Origin of the sequence: Klebsiella variicola (assembly GCF_000828055.2) — a bacterium.
GTDB lineage: Bacteria > Pseudomonadota > Gammaproteobacteria > Enterobacterales > Enterobacteriaceae > Klebsiella > Klebsiella variicola.
On sequence record NZ_CP010523.2, the window covers coordinates 1199944 to 1217496 of the forward strand.

A 17553-nucleotide genomic window follows, 5' to 3' on the forward strand; every position below is an offset into this window, starting at 1 on the left:
TTTAAATCTCCAAAGTGGCTAATGGATTTTTAGTAACAGCATCTTCTAAATGTTCGGGCGAAAAATGAGAATAAATCATAGTCATTTTTATATCGGCATGGCCCAGAATATCGCGCAGAACAAGTATATTTCCGCCGTTCATCATAAAATGGCTTGCGAATGTATGGCGCAGAACGTGAGTACATTGCCCCTCTGGCAAATCGATACCGGCTCGCTTAACTGCCCGCTCAAAGGCTTTTCTGCATGGTGTGAATAACTTCCCTCTAGTTTTTGGGAGTTCGTCATATAGATCCTGAGATATTGGTACGGTACGGTTTTTCTTGCCTTTCGTTTTGGTATAAGTGATGCGGTATTTCGATAACTGGTGGCCTTGCAGGTTTTCGGCCTCACTCCAGCGTGCGCCAGTGGCCAGGCATATTTTTGCAATCATCAGCAAGCTCGGGCTTTGAGAGTCAGCGCAGGCATCAAGCAGGCGTTTAATTTCGTCCGGGGCCAGGAAAGCCAGTTCTCCCTCTGCGATTTTGAATGTTGGCAGCCCGGCGAGTGGGTTAGGGGCTGACCAGTGACCCAGCTTTTTCAAGGTGCCAAAAACGGATGATAAGTTACGCTGTTCCAGGTTTACCGTGCGGGGCTTTACTGGCGACATTAGCGCGCCTTCTTCGTTTCGTATTTCACCTTTTAATCGGGCTTCACGATATTTTGTAAAATCACCGGCGGTTAACTCAGAGGCCACGGGATCGCCCAGGCCATTGCAGATAATATTCAATTTCGCCATTAGGCGCTTAGGGTCTGCCAGCGTCTGGCCGTAAAGGGAGTGCCACTGCTCAATCAATTCTGACAAACGCCGCCGATCTTCCTTTTCACCCAGCCACGGTTTTTTGTTCACTTCATCCATGGTGAAATTTTCGAATGCTACAGCCTCGCCCTTTGTCGCAAATTGCTTGCGCACGCGCTTCCCGTCACGTCCGTTCGGATAACACTCGCATAACCACTTTCCGTTCGGCTGCTTTCTGATCGTCATAATTAAATGCTCTTAATGACTTTTACTGCACGGCCAATTACCTCAACGTCGTCGACAGAGCATTCAAAAGAGGTGTCATCTTGATGAACAATAATTTTATTCCCGGGGATGCGGGCAATCTTCACGATACTTTTCATTCCATCAATATCGATAAGCCAGATTCCGTTACTGAGCTGTTTTGTAGAGGTATCAATAACGTAATCCCCTTCAGTCGTTTTTACGTACAAACAGTCTTCTGCTTTACCTGAAATCAGCCCCTGATCAAGATAAATATCCTCCAGTTCATTAAAAGTACCGCCCTCTATCGTTACCTGTTTCACTGGCGGGACGACAATCTTAGAAAGGGGGCGTACTGTGGGCTGACTCTCGTTTTTGGACTTATTTTTTTCGTCTGCCTGAGGGTACATTTCGCCTTGCCCTGTTGTTAACCAGAGCAGAGAAATGCCTGTTTCAAGAGCGCATTGGATAACCCAGTCAGCAGGAAAGCTGTCACGTAACATCCTGTTTGCCATAGTACTTTTAGAGGCTTGAAGATGCTCAACTAAAGCAATCTGAGTATTGAAACCGTAGGCAGTCATTAGCCTTTTGATAGCTTCCCTTCCTCCCGTATTTGTACCGCTGTTAATCTTCAAGTTGAACTCTCCATTTGACAATCTAATATCGGGATCGTAAGTTATGTCCAACTTCTAAAGTGAGAGTTTGGAAGTTGGGGTTGAACATCATAAATCGCACTAAAACTAAGAGATACTGCACTATGAGCACAGATATTTCAATTCGAGTACCAAAAGAGATGGCTACGCCTGCAGAGTTCGCGGAGTGGGAAGGTATTTCCCGTGGCTCTGTATACCAAAAAATTCATCATGGTCAGCTTGCTAAGTACATGGTTAAAAAAGAGAAAAATAAAGGTCGCGTAAGCCTGCGTTACTTAATGTACAAAACCGATCAGGTCCGTGAGTCTCTTGGTCATTCCAACTTCCGCGTCATTGTAGGTTAGTGAGTTCGATTATGAGAACTTTTTAAGGGGCTCACATGTTTGATTATAAGATTTCCAAACATCCGCATTTTGATGAAGCCTGCCGGGCTTTCGCGCTGCGTCACAACATGGCGAAACTGGCAGAACGCGCGGGAATGAATGTCCAGACACTGCGCAATAAGCTAAACCCGGACCAGCCGCACCAACTTACCGCACCGGAAATCTGGCTGCTTACTGATCTGACCGAGGATTCAGCGTTGGTTGATGGTTTCCTGGCGCAGATCCACTGTCTCCCGTGCGTGCCGCTAAACGAAGTCGCGCGCGAAAAGATGCCGGATTATGTTCTAAAAGCTACGGCAGAAATCGGCCGCGTGGCTGCCGGCGCTGTTTCCGGCGAAGCGCACACAACGGCAGGGCGCCGCCAGATTGTTGATAGCATCAATTCAGTTACTCGACTGATGGCATTAACCGCAGTGACGTTGCAGGCGCGCCTGCAGGCAAGCCCGGCGATGGCCAGCACCATTGATACAGTCACTGGCCTGGGTGCCTCGTTTGGTTTGATCTGAGGTGGCTATGTTCACTAAACAACCATCACTCGCATCGCTGCTCGTTAAGCAAAGCCCATCACCTCATTTCGGGCATGGCTGGATCATGGGGAAGGATGGCAAGCGCTGGCATCCGTGCCGCTCTCAGGATGCGCTGCTGGAAGGTTTAACCGGTAACAGGAAAAGAATGTCATGGCTTTCAAAGCTGAAGATATCACTATCAATATGAGCGCCGGGCAGCGTGCCAGTGCGTTAAATCATATATCTGTATTACGTACCGCTCTATATGGCGACTGTGAAAAAGAACTTAATCGTTTTATTAACGAAATGCGTGATAAGCGTGATGAAAAGTACGAGCTGAATAATCGTGTGCTTGCTGCATTATTTTTTCTTGCAAATATTAGCAAGGAGCGTCACTGCGTTGAATTTAGTGAGCTGACGAGTGACGAGGTAACCGCACTTATTGGTGTGATGAACCATCTTCGCGCAGTCGTGAGTTTATTTCCAAAACGGCTAGCCATGCCGAATTAACCAGTAAGTGAAATTAATGGCGTAAACCCGCCGGGCATTTTTTTGCCCAAATTCAGGAGAAACAACAATGAGAAATATCGAAACCCGTTCCAACAAAATCGGCCCGGATGATGCAGGTCTTAACCAGATACTGACAGAGGCCCGCATGGAAGAACGCCGCGCACGTGCTGCGGCAATGGCTGCCCGCCTTGATAGTCTGGCGTGTCACATCACATCGCGCCAGCTTAATCACGTTGAGGCGGCGGAGCTGCTGCGCGTTGCTGCGGAAAACATCCAGAACGAAGCGCAGGAGATCCACTGATGGCTGATTCTATGGACCTCGTACAGCAGCGCGTTGAAGAAGAACGCCAGCGGCACATCCACACCGCCCGCAGTAAAGCGCCGGGCGTTTCCCGTGTCTTGTGCATTGACTGCGACGCACCAATACCGCCAGCCCGCCGCCGCGCTATTCCTGGCGTGCAGTGCTGCATCACCTGTCAGGAAATCGCAGAGCTGAAAGGCAAACACTACAATGGGGGTGCTGTATGAGCACCATCCTGAAATGGGCGGGCAATAAAACCGCCGTCATGCATGAGCTGAAAAAGCACCTGCCTGCAGGCCAGCGACTGGTTGAACCTTTCGCGGGTTCCTGCGCCGTGATGATGGCGACAGAGTATCCTCATTATCTTGTCGCGGATATTAACCCTGACTTAATAAATCTATATCGGGAGATAGCTACAAACGCATCAGATTTTATTGAGCGTGCCAAACACCTGTTTAAAATTTTCAATAGTGCAGATGGTTATTATGATGGCCGGGATTCATTCAATCATGATAAAGATCCTGAGTGGCAAGCGCCTCTCTTTTTATTCTTAAATCGTCATTGCTATCGGGGCCTTTGTCGTTATAACAAAAAGGGCGAATTCAACGCGCCTTACGGTCATTATACAAAACCGTATTTTCCTGAAAATGAAATTCGCGCTTTTGCTGAAAAAGCTACCCGTGCCACGTTTATCTGCGCCAGCTATGACGAAACTTTGGCGTTATTAGTGCCTGGGGATGTTATTTATTGCGATCCGCCCTATGACGGTACTTTCAGCAACTATCACACTGCCGGTTTTACAGAGGACGATCAGTATCAGCTGGCCTCTATTCTTGAGCGCCGGGCATCAGAAGGCCATCCGGTCATTGTTTCGAACAGCGACACTGTTCTGACTCGTTCCCTGTATCGAAATTTCACTCATGACCGCATTAACGTAAAGCGCAGCATCGGCGTTGCCGCGGGCGAAGGAAAAAGTGCTGACGAACTTATTGCTGTACTGAAGCCGGGGGTATGGGTTGGCTTTGATCTAGCTGGCGGCCCTGATTGCTCTGTCGTGCATGAGGGGCGCGCGTGAGTCATCACGAAGTTGAAAAGCACGGCGGAGCAGAAGATTCCGCCGCTGCTTTTGCCTGGAATGTACCTAAAAAGGCGATTAACCCCTATCTGGGCCCGGCAGAAGTAGCGCCGGTTTCTGCGCTTTCAAACCTGATTACTCTCTATGCTGCGGATAACGAGCAGGAACAGCTGCGCCGCGAGGCTCTGAGTAATGAGGTCTGGGACCGCTATTTCTTCAATGAATCCCGTGATCCTGTTCAGCGGGAAATGGAGAAGGACCTGCTGATCAGCCGTGCCAAAATGGCCCGCGAGCAGCAGCGGTTTAATCCCGATCTGGTGATTCTGGCAGACGTAAGCGCTGAAGCATCACATATCAGCAAGCCACTGCTTGAGCGCATCAAATATTTCGAGGGCCTGGGCAAGCCGAAGGCATATTCCCGCTATCTACGTGAAACCATCAGGCCGTGCCTTGAACGCCTGGAGCGCGTGCGTACCAGCCAGGTTTCTGCGTCATTCCGTTTTATGGCGCGCCACGACGGGCTGGAGGGCCTGCTGGTTCTTCCTGAAATGAACCAGGATCAGGTTAAGCGGTTATCTACCTTGGTGGCGGCACACATGAGCATGTGTCTGGATGCTGCCTGCGGTGAGCTATTTGCGGATGAAGACGTTACGCTGGAAGAGATCCGCCGGTCATGGGAAAGGGTGGCCACTGAGGCCATGCGCCTTGATGTTATCCCGCCTGCTTTCGAGCAGCTGCGCCGTAAAAAGCACCGCCGTAACCCGGTCCCATACGAACTTATTCCGGGTTCGCTTGCTCGTATGCTCTGTGCTGACTGGTGGTATCGCAAGCTGTGGCAGATGCGGTGTGAATGGCGGGAAGAACAGCTGCGCGCCGTCTGCCTGGTTAACAAAAAGGCGTCCCCGTATGTCAGCTATGAGGCCGTGATCCATAAACGCGAACAGCGCCGCAAATCGCTGGAATTCTTCCGCTCGCATGAGCTGACCAATGAGCAGGGCGATACGCTGGATATGGAAGACGTGGTAAACGCCAGCAGCAGCAATCCGGCGCACCGGCGCAACGAAATGATGGCCTGCGTTAAAGGGCTGGAGCTGATCGCAGAAATGCGTGGTGAATGCGCCGTGTTCTATACCATCACCTGCCCGTCACGCTTTCACGCAACGCTCAATAACGGCAGGCCAAACCCGAAATGGACCAGTGCCACGGTCCGGCAGAGCAGCGATTATCTGGTGAATATGTTCGCCGCCTTCCGTAAGGCGATGCACAAAGCTGGGCTGCGCTGGTATGGCGTCCGCGTTGCTGAGCCACACCATGACGGCACCGTGCACTGGCACCTGCTGTGCTTCATGCGCAAAAAAGACCGCAAATCCATCACCGCGCTGCTGCGTAAATTTGCCATCCGTGAGGACCGCGAGGAGCTGGGCAACACTACCGGCCCGCGATTTAAGTCTGAGCTGATCAATCCGCGCAAGGGTACGCCTACCAGCTACATCGCGAAGTACATCAGTAAGAACATCGACGGGCGCGGCCTGGCTAACGAAATCAGCAAAGAAACCGGCAGATCACTGCGGGACAACGCCGAACATGTCAATGCCTGGGCTTCACTGCATCGCGTCCAGCAATTCCGCTTTTTCGGTATTCCGGGGCGTCAGGCATACCGCGAGCTGCGTTTGCTGGCAGGCCAGGCTGCACGACAGCAGGGCGATAAAAAAGCCGGTGCGCCGGTACTGGATAACCCGCGTCTGGATGCCGTGCTGGCGGCAGCCGATGCCGGGTGTTTTGCCACCTACATCATGAAACAGGGCGGCGTACTGGTTCCGCGTAAACATCACCTGGTCCGCACGGCTTATGAACTCAATGACGAGCCATCAGCCTATGGCGATCACGGCATCCGTATTTATGGCATCTGGTCCCCGATTATTGAGGGCCGGATTTGCACGCATGCGATGAAGTGGAAAATGGTTCGTAAGGCCGTTGACGTTCAGGAGGCGCCAGCCGACCTGGGCGCTTGCGCCCCTTGGACTCGTGGCAATAACTGTCCCCCTGTGGAAAAAATGAACGAAAACGGGTCCGTAAGCGGACAGGATTTACCGGATATTACGGGTATGGATGAGCGGGAGCTGCAGGAATATCTCCATAGCATGAGCAAAAAGGAGCTGAGGGAGCTAAACGCGCGGCTTCGGATGGTTAAGCCTAAGCGCCGGAAAGGGTACAGGCAGGATGTGGATAATCAGCAGCGCCTGCAGCTGGAGTATGAACTTAAATCGAGAGGCTTTGATGGTTCGGAGGCGGAGATCGATCTGCTTCTGCGCGGCGGCAGTATTCCATCCGGTGCCGGTCTGCGTGTCTTTTACCGGAACCAAAGGCTGCAGGAAGATGATAAGTGGCGCCAGTGGTACTGATGAAGGGGGCGCATTTTTCGCCTTTTTTCTGCTACATCGGACACATCTGATTGAATGATAAAAAGTATTTTACAACTTAAAAAACGTATTATACTGTATGTATGTACAGTGTTTGGTTGTCCGTATGTAGGGATGTGGCATTACATATCCTGTAGTGAGGATCGGAGGGAAAATGCAGGACTATCTTTTGGAGTCGTTGAAGCTCCAGCGTATTGATTTTTTTATCAAGCTTGTAGCGGCTAGTGAGTGCAGCGATGAAGAGAAGCGGCTTGCTATCCAGTGGGTCTCAGAGCTGACAGATGAATTAATGGCGAAAATCCGTAGCCATGAGTACAGCCGGTCAATGGATGTTTCCAGTTAGAAGGGATGATCTCCATGCGTGTCGAAATAATGATTGATAAAGAGCAGAAAATTAGCCAGGCGACACTGGAAGCACTCGAAACCGAGCTTTACCGCAACCTGACCCCTTTGTATCCCAAGACGGCGATCCGCATTCGTAAAGGCAGTGCCAACGGTATCGAGTTGACCGGCTTAAAACTTGATGAGGATAAACAGCGGGTAATGGAAATTATGCAGCAGGTCTGGGAAGACGACAGCTGGATGCATTAACAAAACGTTGCAGGCGATAAAACTGGTTTTTACCGCCTGCAAGGTTGAACAACGAGCAAGGCGAGGCGTTAGGCTATGGGGTCTAAAGACAGCAATTATCAGGTCGTTTATCGCTATGAGTCATTAATAAAGTATGTCCCGGGTGGCTGGGTGCTGTTTCAGCGGCCAAAATCCTGCGGCGGCGGGTTCTGGCTGGGTAAAACCTATGATGGTGTTTTTATGTTTGAACTTGATCGCCCCGTTCCCCTTAGTGAGGGAGTTAAGTACATCATCCTCTCATCTCGAGTGGCTGAAAACTTCATGGATTTTGACGAGGATTTCAGGCTAACCTGAAAAAACGAGAGTGCATGGCTATGCCGCATGAATCTGCATGATCGTTTGAGGATCGTTTTAGCTCCGGCCCGCCAGTTCTGGCGGGCTTTTGCATGTCTCATGCAGGTGCATGAAAACCACTATACAAAGCGGGCAGGCGTGGCGGGGATACGAGCGCGCGCAAAAGCTCAAAACTATGACAAAAGGTCGTAGAAAAATTGAAATGAGTTCTTTAAAGTAAAAGTGTTATCGCATTGCTACTAATAAATAGAGGAACTTGTTATATGGCGATTATGGTTAATGATTGTCCACGTTGCGGAAGTCAGAGAATTACATTTAATATTCAAGATGGGAATTATATACAGGATCGACATATAGGCTTCAATATTACTATAAAGATTTATGAGTTATATTGTATTTGCCGGCAATGCATGCGTGGCACAATTTTTATTGCTCAACCTTCGGCAGAGCAAAAAACCTTTGAGGGAGTTGAGTGGCGTTCTGCTTTTAATTTAAATGCTATTGGCACTATTACAGGTACGGTTGGTCCAGCAGATTTGAAAGTAAGCCCACCACCTGAGTTTCTTCCAGAGAAAATAAATGATGCTTTTATAGAAGGGGCAAAATGCTTGTCCGTTGGGTGTTACAACGCTGCTGCAACAATGTACAGGCTATGTCTGGATATGGCTACAAAGGAACTACTACCGCCAGAGGGGCAGGAGCCGGGAAGCAGAATCAGACGTAGTTTGGGATTGCGTATGGGATGGTTGTTTGACAACCAGGTCTTACCTCAGGCTATGAGAGATTTAGCCGAATGCGTAAAAGATGATGGAAATGATGGTGCCCATGATGGGCTCCTTGATAAAACATCTGCAATTGACCTAGAGGAGTTTACATATGTCTTATTAGAACGCCTGTACACTGAAAAAGCACGCTTAGAAGAGGCTAAATTAAGACGACAAAAAAGACATAACGAAAGCGGCTCGTAAGAGCCGCCTCAGTCGTATCTAATTAAATTCTAAATTATAAGGTTCAAAGATGATAATTTCATCATCAAGCCACTCGTTAATTTGTTCTAGCCTTTTTTGAAGTGGGAACAATTCATTTCGAACAAACACTTTGCTAGCTTTCTCAACATCACCAAATCCTCCAACATTGTTTGGCATAATGCCCATCATTTGCGGAGGTACGCGGTGTGCTGCCATCATGTCATCGCGGCTCACGTTTTTGATGTTTAAAAACTCATCCTTTGCCGCAACCTCCGACAACGGGATGATCTGGATGCCGTCCTTTTTTCCGTTGGGAGAGTACATAAATAAGTTGCGGAAGTTACCCGGCCCTTTAGCGCTTTTCATTGCCTGGCGGATATTGTTCACGTCTTCCTGATTCTGCGCTGCGTCGGTCATGTACATGATGAAACCCGCATGGCTGCCGTTGATGTAATACTTCCGGCGGAACAGCGTTGCCGACTCATTAAGCAGAGTTGAAGGGATAGCTGAGAGGTAGCCGGGCAGTCCGTAGATTTCCTGGTTAATGTCCGGCTCCATCAGGTGAAAGATGCTACCCGTTGTGAACTCATAGGGCTGTGTAGTAAGCCCATATTGCACAAACCAGTAAGTGTCGAGGTCAAGACCTCGCCGGGTGTACTTCGCCAGTGATGGCTCCAGTGACAAGACCCCGCCAAGTCGGTTAGTCCGTTTTTCCAGGTAGGCGTTACCAAATACCAGATAATCCTGCACAAAACGGGTAAAAGCTTGCTGGCTAAGCAGTGGGTGCGGAATGTAGGTGCTGCTGAGAATGTCACGCTTAACGGCAATCGGTGAGCTGTGATGTACGGCTGCGCGATAGGTCCGCGCCAGCCCGTCAAAGCTCACCGGCGGCTCATACCAGCGGTCCATTTGCACGCATTCTACGTAGTCCAGAAGTTCTCGGCGGTCCAGTACCGGAATGGGATCGCCAAAGCTGAACGCCTGAGTAGTCGCTGCATCATTGGGTTGTACGTCAGGTGGCATCACATCCTGTGCGGTATTCTCAGTCATTAAAAAATCTCCACAATGTTGCTGGTATTGGCGGCTTCGCCCTGCAGCGGTTCGTTAAACAGTGCGTGCATCGTTGCCCAGGCCAAATCTGCGTGGCTGGCTTCTTCGCTGCGGCTGGCTTCGTAGGTAGGGCGGTTTCCGCTGGCGGTGGTGGCGCGGCGGATAGCCATAAATGACTGCGCAATGTCGGTATGCCCGGCGTCAAACTCCAGACGGCGGTGGCTGATAATGTCGTATGCCTTGAGCACCAGGGCGTTTTTGACGTTGGGGTTATAGACAAACTCCCGCACGGCAGGGAAAAAGCCTTTTACGTTTTCATAAACACCGTGGCCGACGCCGGTGGAGTCAATGCCGATGTAGGTCACGTTATACTGCTGCGTCAGTTTGCGGATGGCCTCTGCCTGGGCGCGGAAGTCCATTCCACGCCACTGGTGACGCTCAAGGATGCGGAACTTACCGCCGGGAACCGTCGGTGGAGCAATGACTACGCAGCCAGCGCTGTCACCGTTCTGGGTACCTTTCGCCGGGTCATAGCCGATCCAGACTTCGCGCCAGCCGAACGGACGCAGGGCCAGCGCCTGAAAGTCTTCCCAGACTTCCCAGCTGTCCACCATGCAGGCCTGCAGGTCAGCCAGTGGGAAAACTGAGGCGAGATCGTCGATGAACTCACACATCAGCAGGTTCTGGTACTCGTCGGGGCTGTACTCCAGGCGCAGCTGGTCGAGGTCGAACAGGTTGCAGCCACCGCGCACGGCGTCCTCCACCGTCACGATCTGTCTGAACTGACCGTCAGCGCAAAGCAGACCGGCAGCAAGGGCTGAGTGGGTCAGGTCGATATCAACGCGATCAGCTTTTGCCCGCCCGCGATTGAACAGGGCGCCGGACCAGAACGGGTAAGCGCTGTGCGTCAGGCTGGAAGGCGTTGAGAAATAGGTCTGGCGCCATTTCTTGTGCAGCGCCATGCCGGAGGCGACTTTACGTAGCTCCTGAAATTTCGGGATCCAGAAATACTCATCAAGATACAGATTGCCGTGGTAGCTCTGCGCGGTGCGGGCGTTGGTCCCGAGAAAATACAGCGTGGCGCCGTTTGGCAGCACCATGGGATCGCCTTTTAATTCCACGTCGACTTCTTTGGCAAACTCGCTGATGTACTGCTTAAAAACATGCGCCTGGGCTTTACTGGCTGACAGGAAAATCTGGTTTCGCCCTGTCATCAGGGCGTCCATCAGCGCTTCACGCGCGAAATAATACGTAGCGCCGATCTGGCGCGATTTAAGCACGTTGCGGATGCGGTGCTTAATTCCTGCTTCCCACCAGTGGCGCTGATATTCAAACATTCCGTTGCGGAAAATTTCTTCCAGCTTTTCGATCTGTTCGTCGCTGAACTGGTTTTTTTCAGGTTGTTTGCGGGTGCCGCGGTTGCGGTTTTGCACGTTGGGGTTAAGGTCCGCCTCATTACCACCGTTGTTAAATTTACCGATACGGGCGTGTCGTTCAGACTGGCGAGCCAGCAGGTCTATTTCTTTAAAGTCTTTCCCTTCCTTGTGCTCCTTCATGATGAGCTGGCAATAGCGGGCGGCAGTGGTGAGCTGCATCTGATCGAGTGGGCCGTATTCGCCCCACTTGTCGCGCTTTTTCCAGCTGTGAACGGTTGCAACTTTTTCGCCCAGCATTTCAGCAATGCGGGCTACGCGGTATCCCTGAAAATACAGCAGTAATGCCTGCCTGCGGGGATCGAGGTCTGCGGGGGTCATCGTTTCCATGGCACAAACATACGGCCTTGCCTGGCACCTTTCCCCGGCTGGCCTTTGTATGGTTTACCGCACAAGGTCCGCGCGTTGTTTCACCCCCTCCATCGCAGCAACCATAAGGCCTCACAGAGTTATTTGATGGAGTCGGTCACATGGCTGTAAAAGCAAAGCGCTTCCGCATCGGTGTGGAAGGGGCAACGACAGACGGGCGCAATATTGAGCGTGCCTGGCTGGAACAGATGGCGGCGAGCTATGACCCGCAGCTGTATACCGCGTTGATTAATCTGGAGCACATCAAGGGTTACACCCCTGATAGCCCTTTCCGCCGTTTCGGGACAGTGGATAAGCTGGAAACAGAGGAGATTGCAGACGGCCCGCTGAAAGGGAAACTGGCCCTGTATGCGTGGATCACCCCGTCAGAGGACCTGGTAGCGTATACCCGTAATCTGCAAAAGCTGTTTACCTCGATGGAAGTCAATACCAGTTTTGCCGATACCGGCAAAGCCTACCTGGTTGGCCTGGCGGCGACGGATGATCCCGCAAGCCTGGGTACTGAAATGCTGCAGTTTAGCGCCAGCGCCAGAAGTAACCCCCTGGCAGGCCGCAAGCAAAACCCTGAAAACCTCTTTACCGCCGCCGAAGAAACGCTGATCGAGTGGGAAGAAGTCCAGGACGATAAACCCTCCCTGTTTTCCCGCGTTGCCGCGATGTTCACCAAAAAAGAACAGAACGATGAAGAGCGTTTTTCTGACGTGCATCGCGCGGTTGAGCTGATTGCTACTGAACAGCAAAACCTGAGCGAACGCACTAATAACTCCCTGTCTGCGCAGGATACGCGCATTGCTGAGCTGGAAGCCTCCCTGCAGGAACAGCAGACCGCTTTTGCTGAACTGGAGCAGCGGCTGAGCCAGGAAGACAGCCGCAAAGATTATCGCCAGCGCGCGCCGGGCGGAAACGCACCGGCAGGCACACTGACCAATTGCTGATGGAGCATAAGAACCAATGAAAAAGAAAACCCGTTTTGCCTTTAACGCCTACCTGCAGCAGCTGGCACGCCTGAACAACGTGGAAGTGGAAGAACTTTCCAGCAAATTCACCGTTGAGCCGTCGGTACAGCAGACGCTGGAAGACCAGATCCAGCAGTCCGCTGCCTTTCTGACACTGATTAACATCACCCCGGTGGATGAGCAGTCAGGCCAGCTGCTGGGGCTGGGTGTCGGTAGCACGATTGCCGGTACCACGGATACCACCACCAAAGAGCGCGAACCAACTGACCCGACAGTGATGGCGGACGTGGAATACAAATGCGAGCAGACCAACTTTGATACGGTGCTGACCTACGCAAAGCTGGACCTGTGGGCAAAATTCCAGGATTTCCAGGTACGGATCCGTAACGCCATCGTGAAGCGCCAGGCTCTGGACCGCATCATGATCGGGTTTAACGGCGTGAAGCGTGCCAAAACCTCTGACCGCGACGCCAACCCGATGCTGCAGGACGTAAATAAGGGCTGGCTGCAAAAAATCCGCGAAGATGCGCCGGATCATGTCATGGGCAGCGAAACCAAAGACGGCGTGACCACCAAAGGCGCCGTGAAGGTTGGTAAGGGTGGCGATTATGCCAACCTGGATGCCGTGGTGATGGATGCGGTCAACGAGCTGATCGACCCGGTGTATCAGGATGATGATGATCTGGTGGTGGTCTGTGGCCGTGAGCTGCTGTCTGACAAGTATTTCCCGCTGGTTAACAAAGACCAGGAGAACACGGAGAAGCTGGCCGCTGATCTGATCATCAGCCAGAAACGCATGGGTGGCCTGCAGGCTGTACGCGCGCCGTATTTCCCTGCGAATGCACTGCTGATCACCCGCCTGGATAACCTGTCCATTTACTGGCAGGAAGATACCCGCCGTCGTTCTGTTATCGATAACCCGAAACGTGACCGTGTCGAGAATTTCGAGTCCGTCAATGAAGCGTATGTGGTTGAGGATTACCGCTGCGCGGCGCTGGTCGAAAACATCCAGATGGGGGATTTCAGCGCGCCAGCTGTACCGGAAGGCGAGGGGGCATAACGCATGAGCCTGAGTCCCGCACGGCAGCACCGCCTGCGCGTCCAGGCTGAACAGGCCGCCCGGCAGGGCGGCAATGTTCGCCACGCGACGGGGTATGACCTGATGCTGATGCAGCTGGCGGAGGACCGCCGCCGCCTGAGAGGTATCCAGTCCACCGTGAAGAAAGCCCAAATCAAAGTGGAACTGCTGCCCCGTTATTCCGCCTGGGTGGAGGGGGTGCTGGCTGCTGATGGTGCCCGGCAGGATGACGTGGTGATGTTTGTAATGCTCTGGCGTATCGATGCCGGTGATTATGCCGGTGCGCTCGATGCAGGGCGTCATGCGCTGCGGCACGGATGGGTGATGCCCATCGGAAACCGTAACGTCCAGACAGTGCTGGCAGAGGAAATGGCAGACGCTGCGCAGGCCGCCCTGCTGGCAGGTGAATCTTTCGATGCCGGGTTGTTACTGCAGACACTGGAGCTGACAGACGGCCAGGATATGCCAGACCAGTCACGGGCACGCCTGCATAAAGCGATTGGCGCTGTACTGACCGAAACCAGCCCGGCCTCCGCCCTGAATCACATCAATCATGCGCTGCAGCTTGATCCACGCTGTGGCGTCAAAAAAGAAAAACAGCAGCTGGAGCGCAGATTGCGCAATGACAGCCGTTAACGGAACGTGCCCCGCGCACGGGCGGCACGGGGTGGCGAAAGGCTTTTGCCACATCAAACCCCCGTCCACCGCCCACTATTTCAGGAGAAAGCCCGCATGAAGTTTGTTGCGCCTGAGCAGGCGCCGGAACAGGCGGAAATTATCAAAAATACGCCGTTCTGGCCCGATGTTGATTTATCAGAGTTTCGCAGCGTGATGCGGACGGATGGCACGGTGACGTCACCCCGTCTCGGACAACTCATCCGGTCTGCCATGTCAGAGGTCAATGCGGAGCTGTACGACTTCCGCAAGCGCCAGCAGGCGCTGGGATTTATGACGCTGGCCGATGTACCGGCGGACTTGCTGGACGGTAAAAGCGAACGTATTCACCACTACCACAACGCCGTTTATTGCTGGGCACGTGCGCAGGTGAATGAGCGTTACCAGGACTACGACGCCACGGCCTCCGGTGTGAAAAGGGGGGATGAGCTGGCGGAGGCCAGCGGCGATCTGTGGCGTGATGCTCGCTGGGCAATCAGCCGGGTACAGGATGCGCCTCACTGTACGGTGGAGCTGATCTGATGAAAGTGCGTGCGTACCAGGGTGACACGGTGGACGCGCTTTGCTGGCGTCATTACGGACGCACGCAGGGCGTCACGGAGCAGGTACTGCAGGCAAATCCGGGGCTGGCTGAGCACGGCCCGTTCTTACCACACGGGCTGCAGGTGGAGCTGCCGGATATTGCCACCACTTCCACGGTGCAGACCGTCCAGTTATGGGACTGAAATATGACGCTTGAACGGATCAGCGCCTTCATCACGTACTGCATCGCTGTACTGCTGGCATGGATGGGAGATTTATCGCTTAAGGATGTGTCGACAGTGGGCGGTGTGTTGATTGGCGTGCTGATGCTGGCCATCAACTGGTACTACAAACACAAAACCTACCAGCTGCTGCGCGGCGGAAAAATTACACAGGGGGAATATGAATCCTTCAACCGTTAAACGCTGCCTGGTAGGGGCGGTGCTGGTGATTGCCGCCACCCTGCCGGGCTTTCAGCAACTTCATACCTCAGTGGAAGGGTTGAAGCTGATAGCCGATTACGAGGGTTGCCGCCTGCAGCCGTATCAGTGTGATGCGGGGGTGTGGACCGATGGCATTGGCAATACGTCCGGCGTGGTGCCGGGGAAGACCATCACGGAACGGCAGGCCGCCGGGAGTTTCATCACCAACGTTTTAAGGGTGGAGAAGGCGCTGGATCGCTGTGTCCTGGTGAGCGTACCGCAGAACGTCTATGACGCGTTGGTATCGCTGGCCTTCAACGTGGGAACCGGCAATGCCTGCGGTTCAACCATGGTGAAATTTATCAATCAGAAGCGCTGGCGCGATGCCTGCTATCAGTTGCCGCGCTGGGTATACGTCAAAGGCGTATTTAATCCGGGGCTGGACAACCGCCGCGCGCGGGAGCTGTCCTGGTGCTTAAAAGGAGCGTAACGAAATGAAAAAGAAACTGATCGGTGGGTTATTTTCGGTGCTGTACACGGCGCTGATGATTTTTAGTCTCTTTGTTCCAAACAGTATTGTTCCGGCACTGGTTACAGCCTTGACCTGGGTAGCCTGCCTGCTGAGCTGGGGAGCGGTGCTGCTTTGCATGGCTGGGTGGTATGCGGGCGGCACTCATCGGGGAGAGGCAAAGCAGGCGCTGACGCGCTTTTTCAGTACGCCAGGAAACCAGGTGATCAGATGGGCCTGGTGTTCACTGCTTGTGATTTTTCTCGCCTTTACGGGCCACGTTGTCACCCTGGTATTTTATCTGCTGACGCTGGTCGCGCTTAAGGTTCTGCGTGCGCAGATTATTGATGTGGAGCCGGTGACGGTATGACGAAGGCGCTGGCGGTAATTCTGGCACTGGTAGTGCTGGCGCTTGGCTGGCAGTCATGGCGGATGAAGGAGGCCAGCCAGACCATCGAGCAGCAAGGGCGGGATCTGAAAACGACAGGCGAAAAACTGGCAAAAACGAACAGCCAGCTGATCGCCTTGTCCATCCTGTCCGAAACCAATAACCGGGAACAGGCAAGGCTTTACGCGGCGGCAGAAAGTACAAACGCGCTGCTGCGAAGCCGTCAGCGCAGAATTGAGGAGTTAAAACGTGAAAATGAGGATTTACGCCGCTGGGCTGACACTCTTCTGCCTGCTGACATTATCAGGATGCGCGAACGTCCAGCCCTCGCCGGAGGTGCTGCTTACCGTGAATGGTTGCCCCAGAGTGGCGCAGTGTCGCCTGGAAAAGTCGGCGGCACGCACTAACGGTGATCTGCTGACTGCGCTGGATGAAGCAGAGGCTGCCTGGGCGGTCTGCGCCGACAAAGTGGACACGATAATTTCCTGTCAGGAGCGAAACAGTGAACAAGCCTCAATCCTTACGCCGCGCCCTGAATAACGCGGTGCCATATGTCCGTGATAACCCGGATAAGCTGCATTTGTTCGTTGATAACGGATCGGTGGTGGCAACCGGGGCAGCGTCACTTTCATGGGAATATCGTTACACCCTGAATGTGGTGATTGTGGATTTTAGCGGCGATCAGGGGTTATTGATGGCGCCGGTGGTGGCCTGGTTAAGGGAAAATCAGCCGGATGCCATTCATAACCCGGAACTGCGGGAAAAGTTGCTTTCCTTTGAAGTCGATATTTTGCGCAATGATATCTGTGATATCAGCCTGAACCTGCAACTGACAGAGCGTGTGATAGTCAGCGCTGACGGTGACGTGTTCAGCGTCGAAGCGGTGCCGGAACCGGACGAACCGGACGAAATGTGGGCGGTGAGCCATGGCTGAGCTGCAGGAAGTTGAAGCTTGGTTAGATGCGCTCTTGGCGGGTCTGGAGCCTGCCGCACGTAAGCGCATGATGCGGGAGCTGGCGCAGCAGCTGCGCCGCAGCCAGCAGAAAAATATCAGGATGCAGCGCAACCCAGACGGGACGGCTTACGAGCCGCGTCGCGTGACGGCCAGAACGAAACAGGGCCGCATCCGTCGGCAGATGTTTGCAAAACTCCGCACCACAAGATACCTGAAAGCCCTCGCCAGCCAGGACGCGGCAAGCGTCGAGTTTGGGAGCCGGGTGCAGCGCATAGCCCGCGTGCATCACTATGGCTTACGTGATCGGGTCAGCCGTAAAGGGCCGGAGGTGAAGTATTCAGAGCGCCGTTTGCTAGGTATGAATGATGAGGTAAAAATAAGCATACATGACACCCTGCTGAACTGGCTTGCAGGGTGATTATGAATTATGAAAAAATAG

28 protein-coding genes are annotated in these 17553 nt (G+C 53.0%); 24 read left to right on the plus strand and 4 right to left on the minus strand.

All coding sequences use genetic code 11. From position 1 onward, the window contains the following. Window position 1: 1 nt before the first annotated feature. Window positions 2-1021, minus strand: coding sequence for a site-specific integrase (locus tag SP68_RS05735; protein WP_040968809.1), 1020 nt, complete (start codon window positions 1019-1021; stop codon window positions 2-4). A gap of 2 nt (window positions 1022-1023) precedes the next feature. Next, the gene (locus SP68_RS05740) at window positions 1024-1653 is read right to left on the minus strand and encodes a phage repressor protein CI (protein ID WP_004151019.1); all 630 of its coding nucleotides are present in this window, start codon (window positions 1651-1653) and stop codon (window positions 1024-1026) included. Window positions 1654-1775: 122 nt separating this feature from the next. Between SP68_RS05740 and SP68_RS26075 the strand changes: the two genes are divergently transcribed. From SP68_RS26075 to SP68_RS26085, 12 genes are all read left to right on the plus strand, one after another. Next, entirely contained in the window at window positions 1776-2015 is a 240-nt protein-coding gene (locus SP68_RS26075) for a hypothetical protein (protein WP_000102104.1), read from the plus strand. Between the two features lie 35 nt (window positions 2016-2050). Then, window positions 2051-2560, plus strand: a complete 510-nt coding sequence (locus SP68_RS05745; RefSeq protein ID WP_040968808.1) for a phage regulatory CII family protein — start codon at window positions 2051-2053, stop codon at window positions 2558-2560. A 7-nt stretch (window positions 2561-2567) separates the two neighbouring features. After that, the gene (locus SP68_RS26080) at window positions 2568-2768 is read left to right on the plus strand and encodes a phage filamentation protein Fil family protein (RefSeq protein ID WP_071891526.1); all 201 of its coding nucleotides are present in this window, start codon (window positions 2568-2570) and stop codon (window positions 2766-2768) included. Continuing rightward, complete coding sequence (locus SP68_RS05750) at window positions 2732-3070, plus strand: DUF5347 family protein (protein WP_004144796.1); 339 nt, start codon at window positions 2732-2734, stop codon at window positions 3068-3070. The genes SP68_RS26080 and SP68_RS05750 overlap by 37 nt, the downstream gene beginning before the upstream one ends. A 67-nt stretch (window positions 3071-3137) precedes the next feature. Then, window positions 3138-3371 carry a DUF2732 family protein gene (locus tag SP68_RS05755; RefSeq protein ID WP_024623053.1) on the plus strand — a complete coding sequence of 78 codons (234 nt, stop codon included), beginning with the start codon at window positions 3138-3140 and terminating at the stop codon, window positions 3369-3371. Then, complete coding sequence (locus SP68_RS05760) at window positions 3371-3598, plus strand: TraR/DksA family transcriptional regulator (protein WP_023318930.1); 228 nt, start codon at window positions 3371-3373, stop codon at window positions 3596-3598. The genes SP68_RS05755 and SP68_RS05760 overlap by 1 nt, the downstream gene beginning before the upstream one ends. Further along, on the plus strand, window positions 3595-4446 hold the full coding sequence (locus SP68_RS05765) for a DNA adenine methylase (protein ID WP_040968807.1): 852 nt from the start codon (window positions 3595-3597) through the stop codon (window positions 4444-4446). The genes SP68_RS05760 and SP68_RS05765 overlap by 4 nt, the downstream gene beginning before the upstream one ends. Continuing rightward, complete coding sequence (locus SP68_RS05770) at window positions 4443-6848, plus strand: replication endonuclease (RefSeq protein WP_040968806.1); 2406 nt, start codon at window positions 4443-4445, stop codon at window positions 6846-6848. Before SP68_RS05765 ends, SP68_RS05770 begins: the two co-directional genes overlap by 4 nt. A 172-nt stretch (window positions 6849-7020) precedes the next feature. Beyond that, window positions 7021-7209, plus strand: a complete 189-nt coding sequence (locus SP68_RS05775; RefSeq protein ID WP_004144689.1) for a hypothetical protein — start codon at window positions 7021-7023, stop codon at window positions 7207-7209. 14 nt (window positions 7210-7223) lie between these two features. Beyond that, complete coding sequence (locus tag SP68_RS05780; RefSeq protein WP_040968805.1) at window positions 7224-7457, plus strand: DinI family protein; 234 nt, start codon at window positions 7224-7226, stop codon at window positions 7455-7457. Between the two features lie 75 nt (window positions 7458-7532). Further along, window positions 7533-7790: a hypothetical protein gene (locus SP68_RS05785; RefSeq protein WP_040968804.1), complete on the plus strand. Its 258-nt coding sequence runs from the start codon at window positions 7533-7535 to the stop codon at window positions 7788-7790. 263 nt (window positions 7791-8053) lie between these two features. Continuing rightward, the gene (locus SP68_RS26085; protein ID WP_071891529.1) at window positions 8054-8758 is read left to right on the plus strand and encodes a DUF4145 domain-containing protein; all 705 of its coding nucleotides are present in this window, start codon (window positions 8054-8056) and stop codon (window positions 8756-8758) included. An 18-nt stretch (window positions 8759-8776) separates the two neighbouring features. On the opposite strand, the gene SP68_RS05790 is transcribed toward SP68_RS26085, so the two are convergent. Both SP68_RS05790 and SP68_RS05795 read right to left on the minus strand, forming a co-directional pair. Further along, on the minus strand, window positions 8777-9781 hold the full coding sequence (locus SP68_RS05790; protein ID WP_224224411.1) for a phage portal protein: 1005 nt from the start codon (window positions 9779-9781) through the stop codon (window positions 8777-8779). A 26-nt stretch (window positions 9782-9807) separates the two neighbouring features. Then, complete coding sequence (locus tag SP68_RS05795; RefSeq protein ID WP_040968802.1) at window positions 9808-11571, minus strand: terminase ATPase subunit family protein; 1764 nt, start codon at window positions 11569-11571, stop codon at window positions 9808-9810. Window positions 11572-11711: 140 nt separating this feature from the next. Between SP68_RS05795 and SP68_RS05800 the strand changes: the two genes are divergently transcribed. From SP68_RS05800 to SP68_RS05850, 12 genes are all read left to right on the plus strand, one after another. Further along, window positions 11712-12545 carry a GPO family capsid scaffolding protein gene (locus tag SP68_RS05800; RefSeq protein WP_040968801.1) on the plus strand — a complete coding sequence of 278 codons (834 nt, stop codon included), beginning with the start codon at window positions 11712-11714 and terminating at the stop codon, window positions 12543-12545. 16 nt (window positions 12546-12561) lie between these two features. Further along, window positions 12562-13626, plus strand: coding sequence for a phage major capsid protein, P2 family (locus SP68_RS05805; RefSeq protein WP_040968800.1), 1065 nt, complete (start codon window positions 12562-12564; stop codon window positions 13624-13626). Between the two features lie 3 nt (window positions 13627-13629). Further along, window positions 13630-14280, plus strand: a complete 651-nt coding sequence (locus SP68_RS05810) for a phage terminase small subunit (RefSeq protein ID WP_040968799.1) — start codon at window positions 13630-13632, stop codon at window positions 14278-14280. A gap of 96 nt (window positions 14281-14376) precedes the next feature. Continuing rightward, window positions 14377-14841, plus strand: coding sequence for a head completion/stabilization protein (locus tag SP68_RS05815; RefSeq protein WP_019704961.1), 465 nt, complete (start codon window positions 14377-14379; stop codon window positions 14839-14841). Further along, window positions 14841-15044 carry a tail protein X gene (locus tag SP68_RS05820; protein ID WP_004144701.1) on the plus strand — a complete coding sequence of 68 codons (204 nt, stop codon included), beginning with the start codon at window positions 14841-14843 and terminating at the stop codon, window positions 15042-15044. Before SP68_RS05815 ends, SP68_RS05820 begins: the two co-directional genes overlap by 1 nt. A 3-nt stretch (window positions 15045-15047) precedes the next feature. After that, window positions 15048-15263 carry an HP1 family phage holin gene (locus SP68_RS05825; protein WP_004144702.1) on the plus strand — a complete coding sequence of 72 codons (216 nt, stop codon included), beginning with the start codon at window positions 15048-15050 and terminating at the stop codon, window positions 15261-15263. Beyond that, entirely contained in the window at window positions 15244-15753 is a 510-nt protein-coding gene (locus SP68_RS05830; RefSeq protein WP_040968798.1) for a lysozyme, read from the plus strand. The genes SP68_RS05825 and SP68_RS05830 overlap by 20 nt, the downstream gene beginning before the upstream one ends. A gap of 4 nt (window positions 15754-15757) precedes the next feature. Next, window positions 15758-16141, plus strand: coding sequence for a DNZ54_00345 family protein (locus SP68_RS05835; RefSeq protein WP_040968797.1), 384 nt, complete (start codon window positions 15758-15760; stop codon window positions 16139-16141). After that, window positions 16138-16566, plus strand: coding sequence for an Rz-like lysis system protein LysB (lysB, locus tag SP68_RS05840; protein WP_040968796.1), 429 nt, complete (start codon window positions 16138-16140; stop codon window positions 16564-16566). Before SP68_RS05835 ends, lysB begins: the two co-directional genes overlap by 4 nt. Next, the gene (gene lysC / locus SP68_RS28800) at window positions 16454-16699 is read left to right on the plus strand and encodes an Rz1-like lysis system protein LysC (protein ID WP_236946316.1); all 246 of its coding nucleotides are present in this window, start codon (window positions 16454-16456) and stop codon (window positions 16697-16699) included. The genes lysB and lysC overlap by 113 nt, the downstream gene beginning before the upstream one ends. After that, the gene (locus SP68_RS05845) at window positions 16662-17093 is read left to right on the plus strand and encodes a phage tail protein (protein WP_040968795.1); all 432 of its coding nucleotides are present in this window, start codon (window positions 16662-16664) and stop codon (window positions 17091-17093) included. Before lysC ends, SP68_RS05845 begins: the two co-directional genes overlap by 38 nt. Then, window positions 17086-17532 (plus strand): phage virion morphogenesis protein, encoded by a 447-nt coding sequence (locus tag SP68_RS05850; RefSeq protein ID WP_040968794.1) that lies wholly within the window; start codon window positions 17086-17088, stop codon window positions 17530-17532. The genes SP68_RS05845 and SP68_RS05850 overlap by 8 nt, the downstream gene beginning before the upstream one ends. The last annotated feature ends 21 nt before the right edge of the window (window positions 17533-17553 follow it).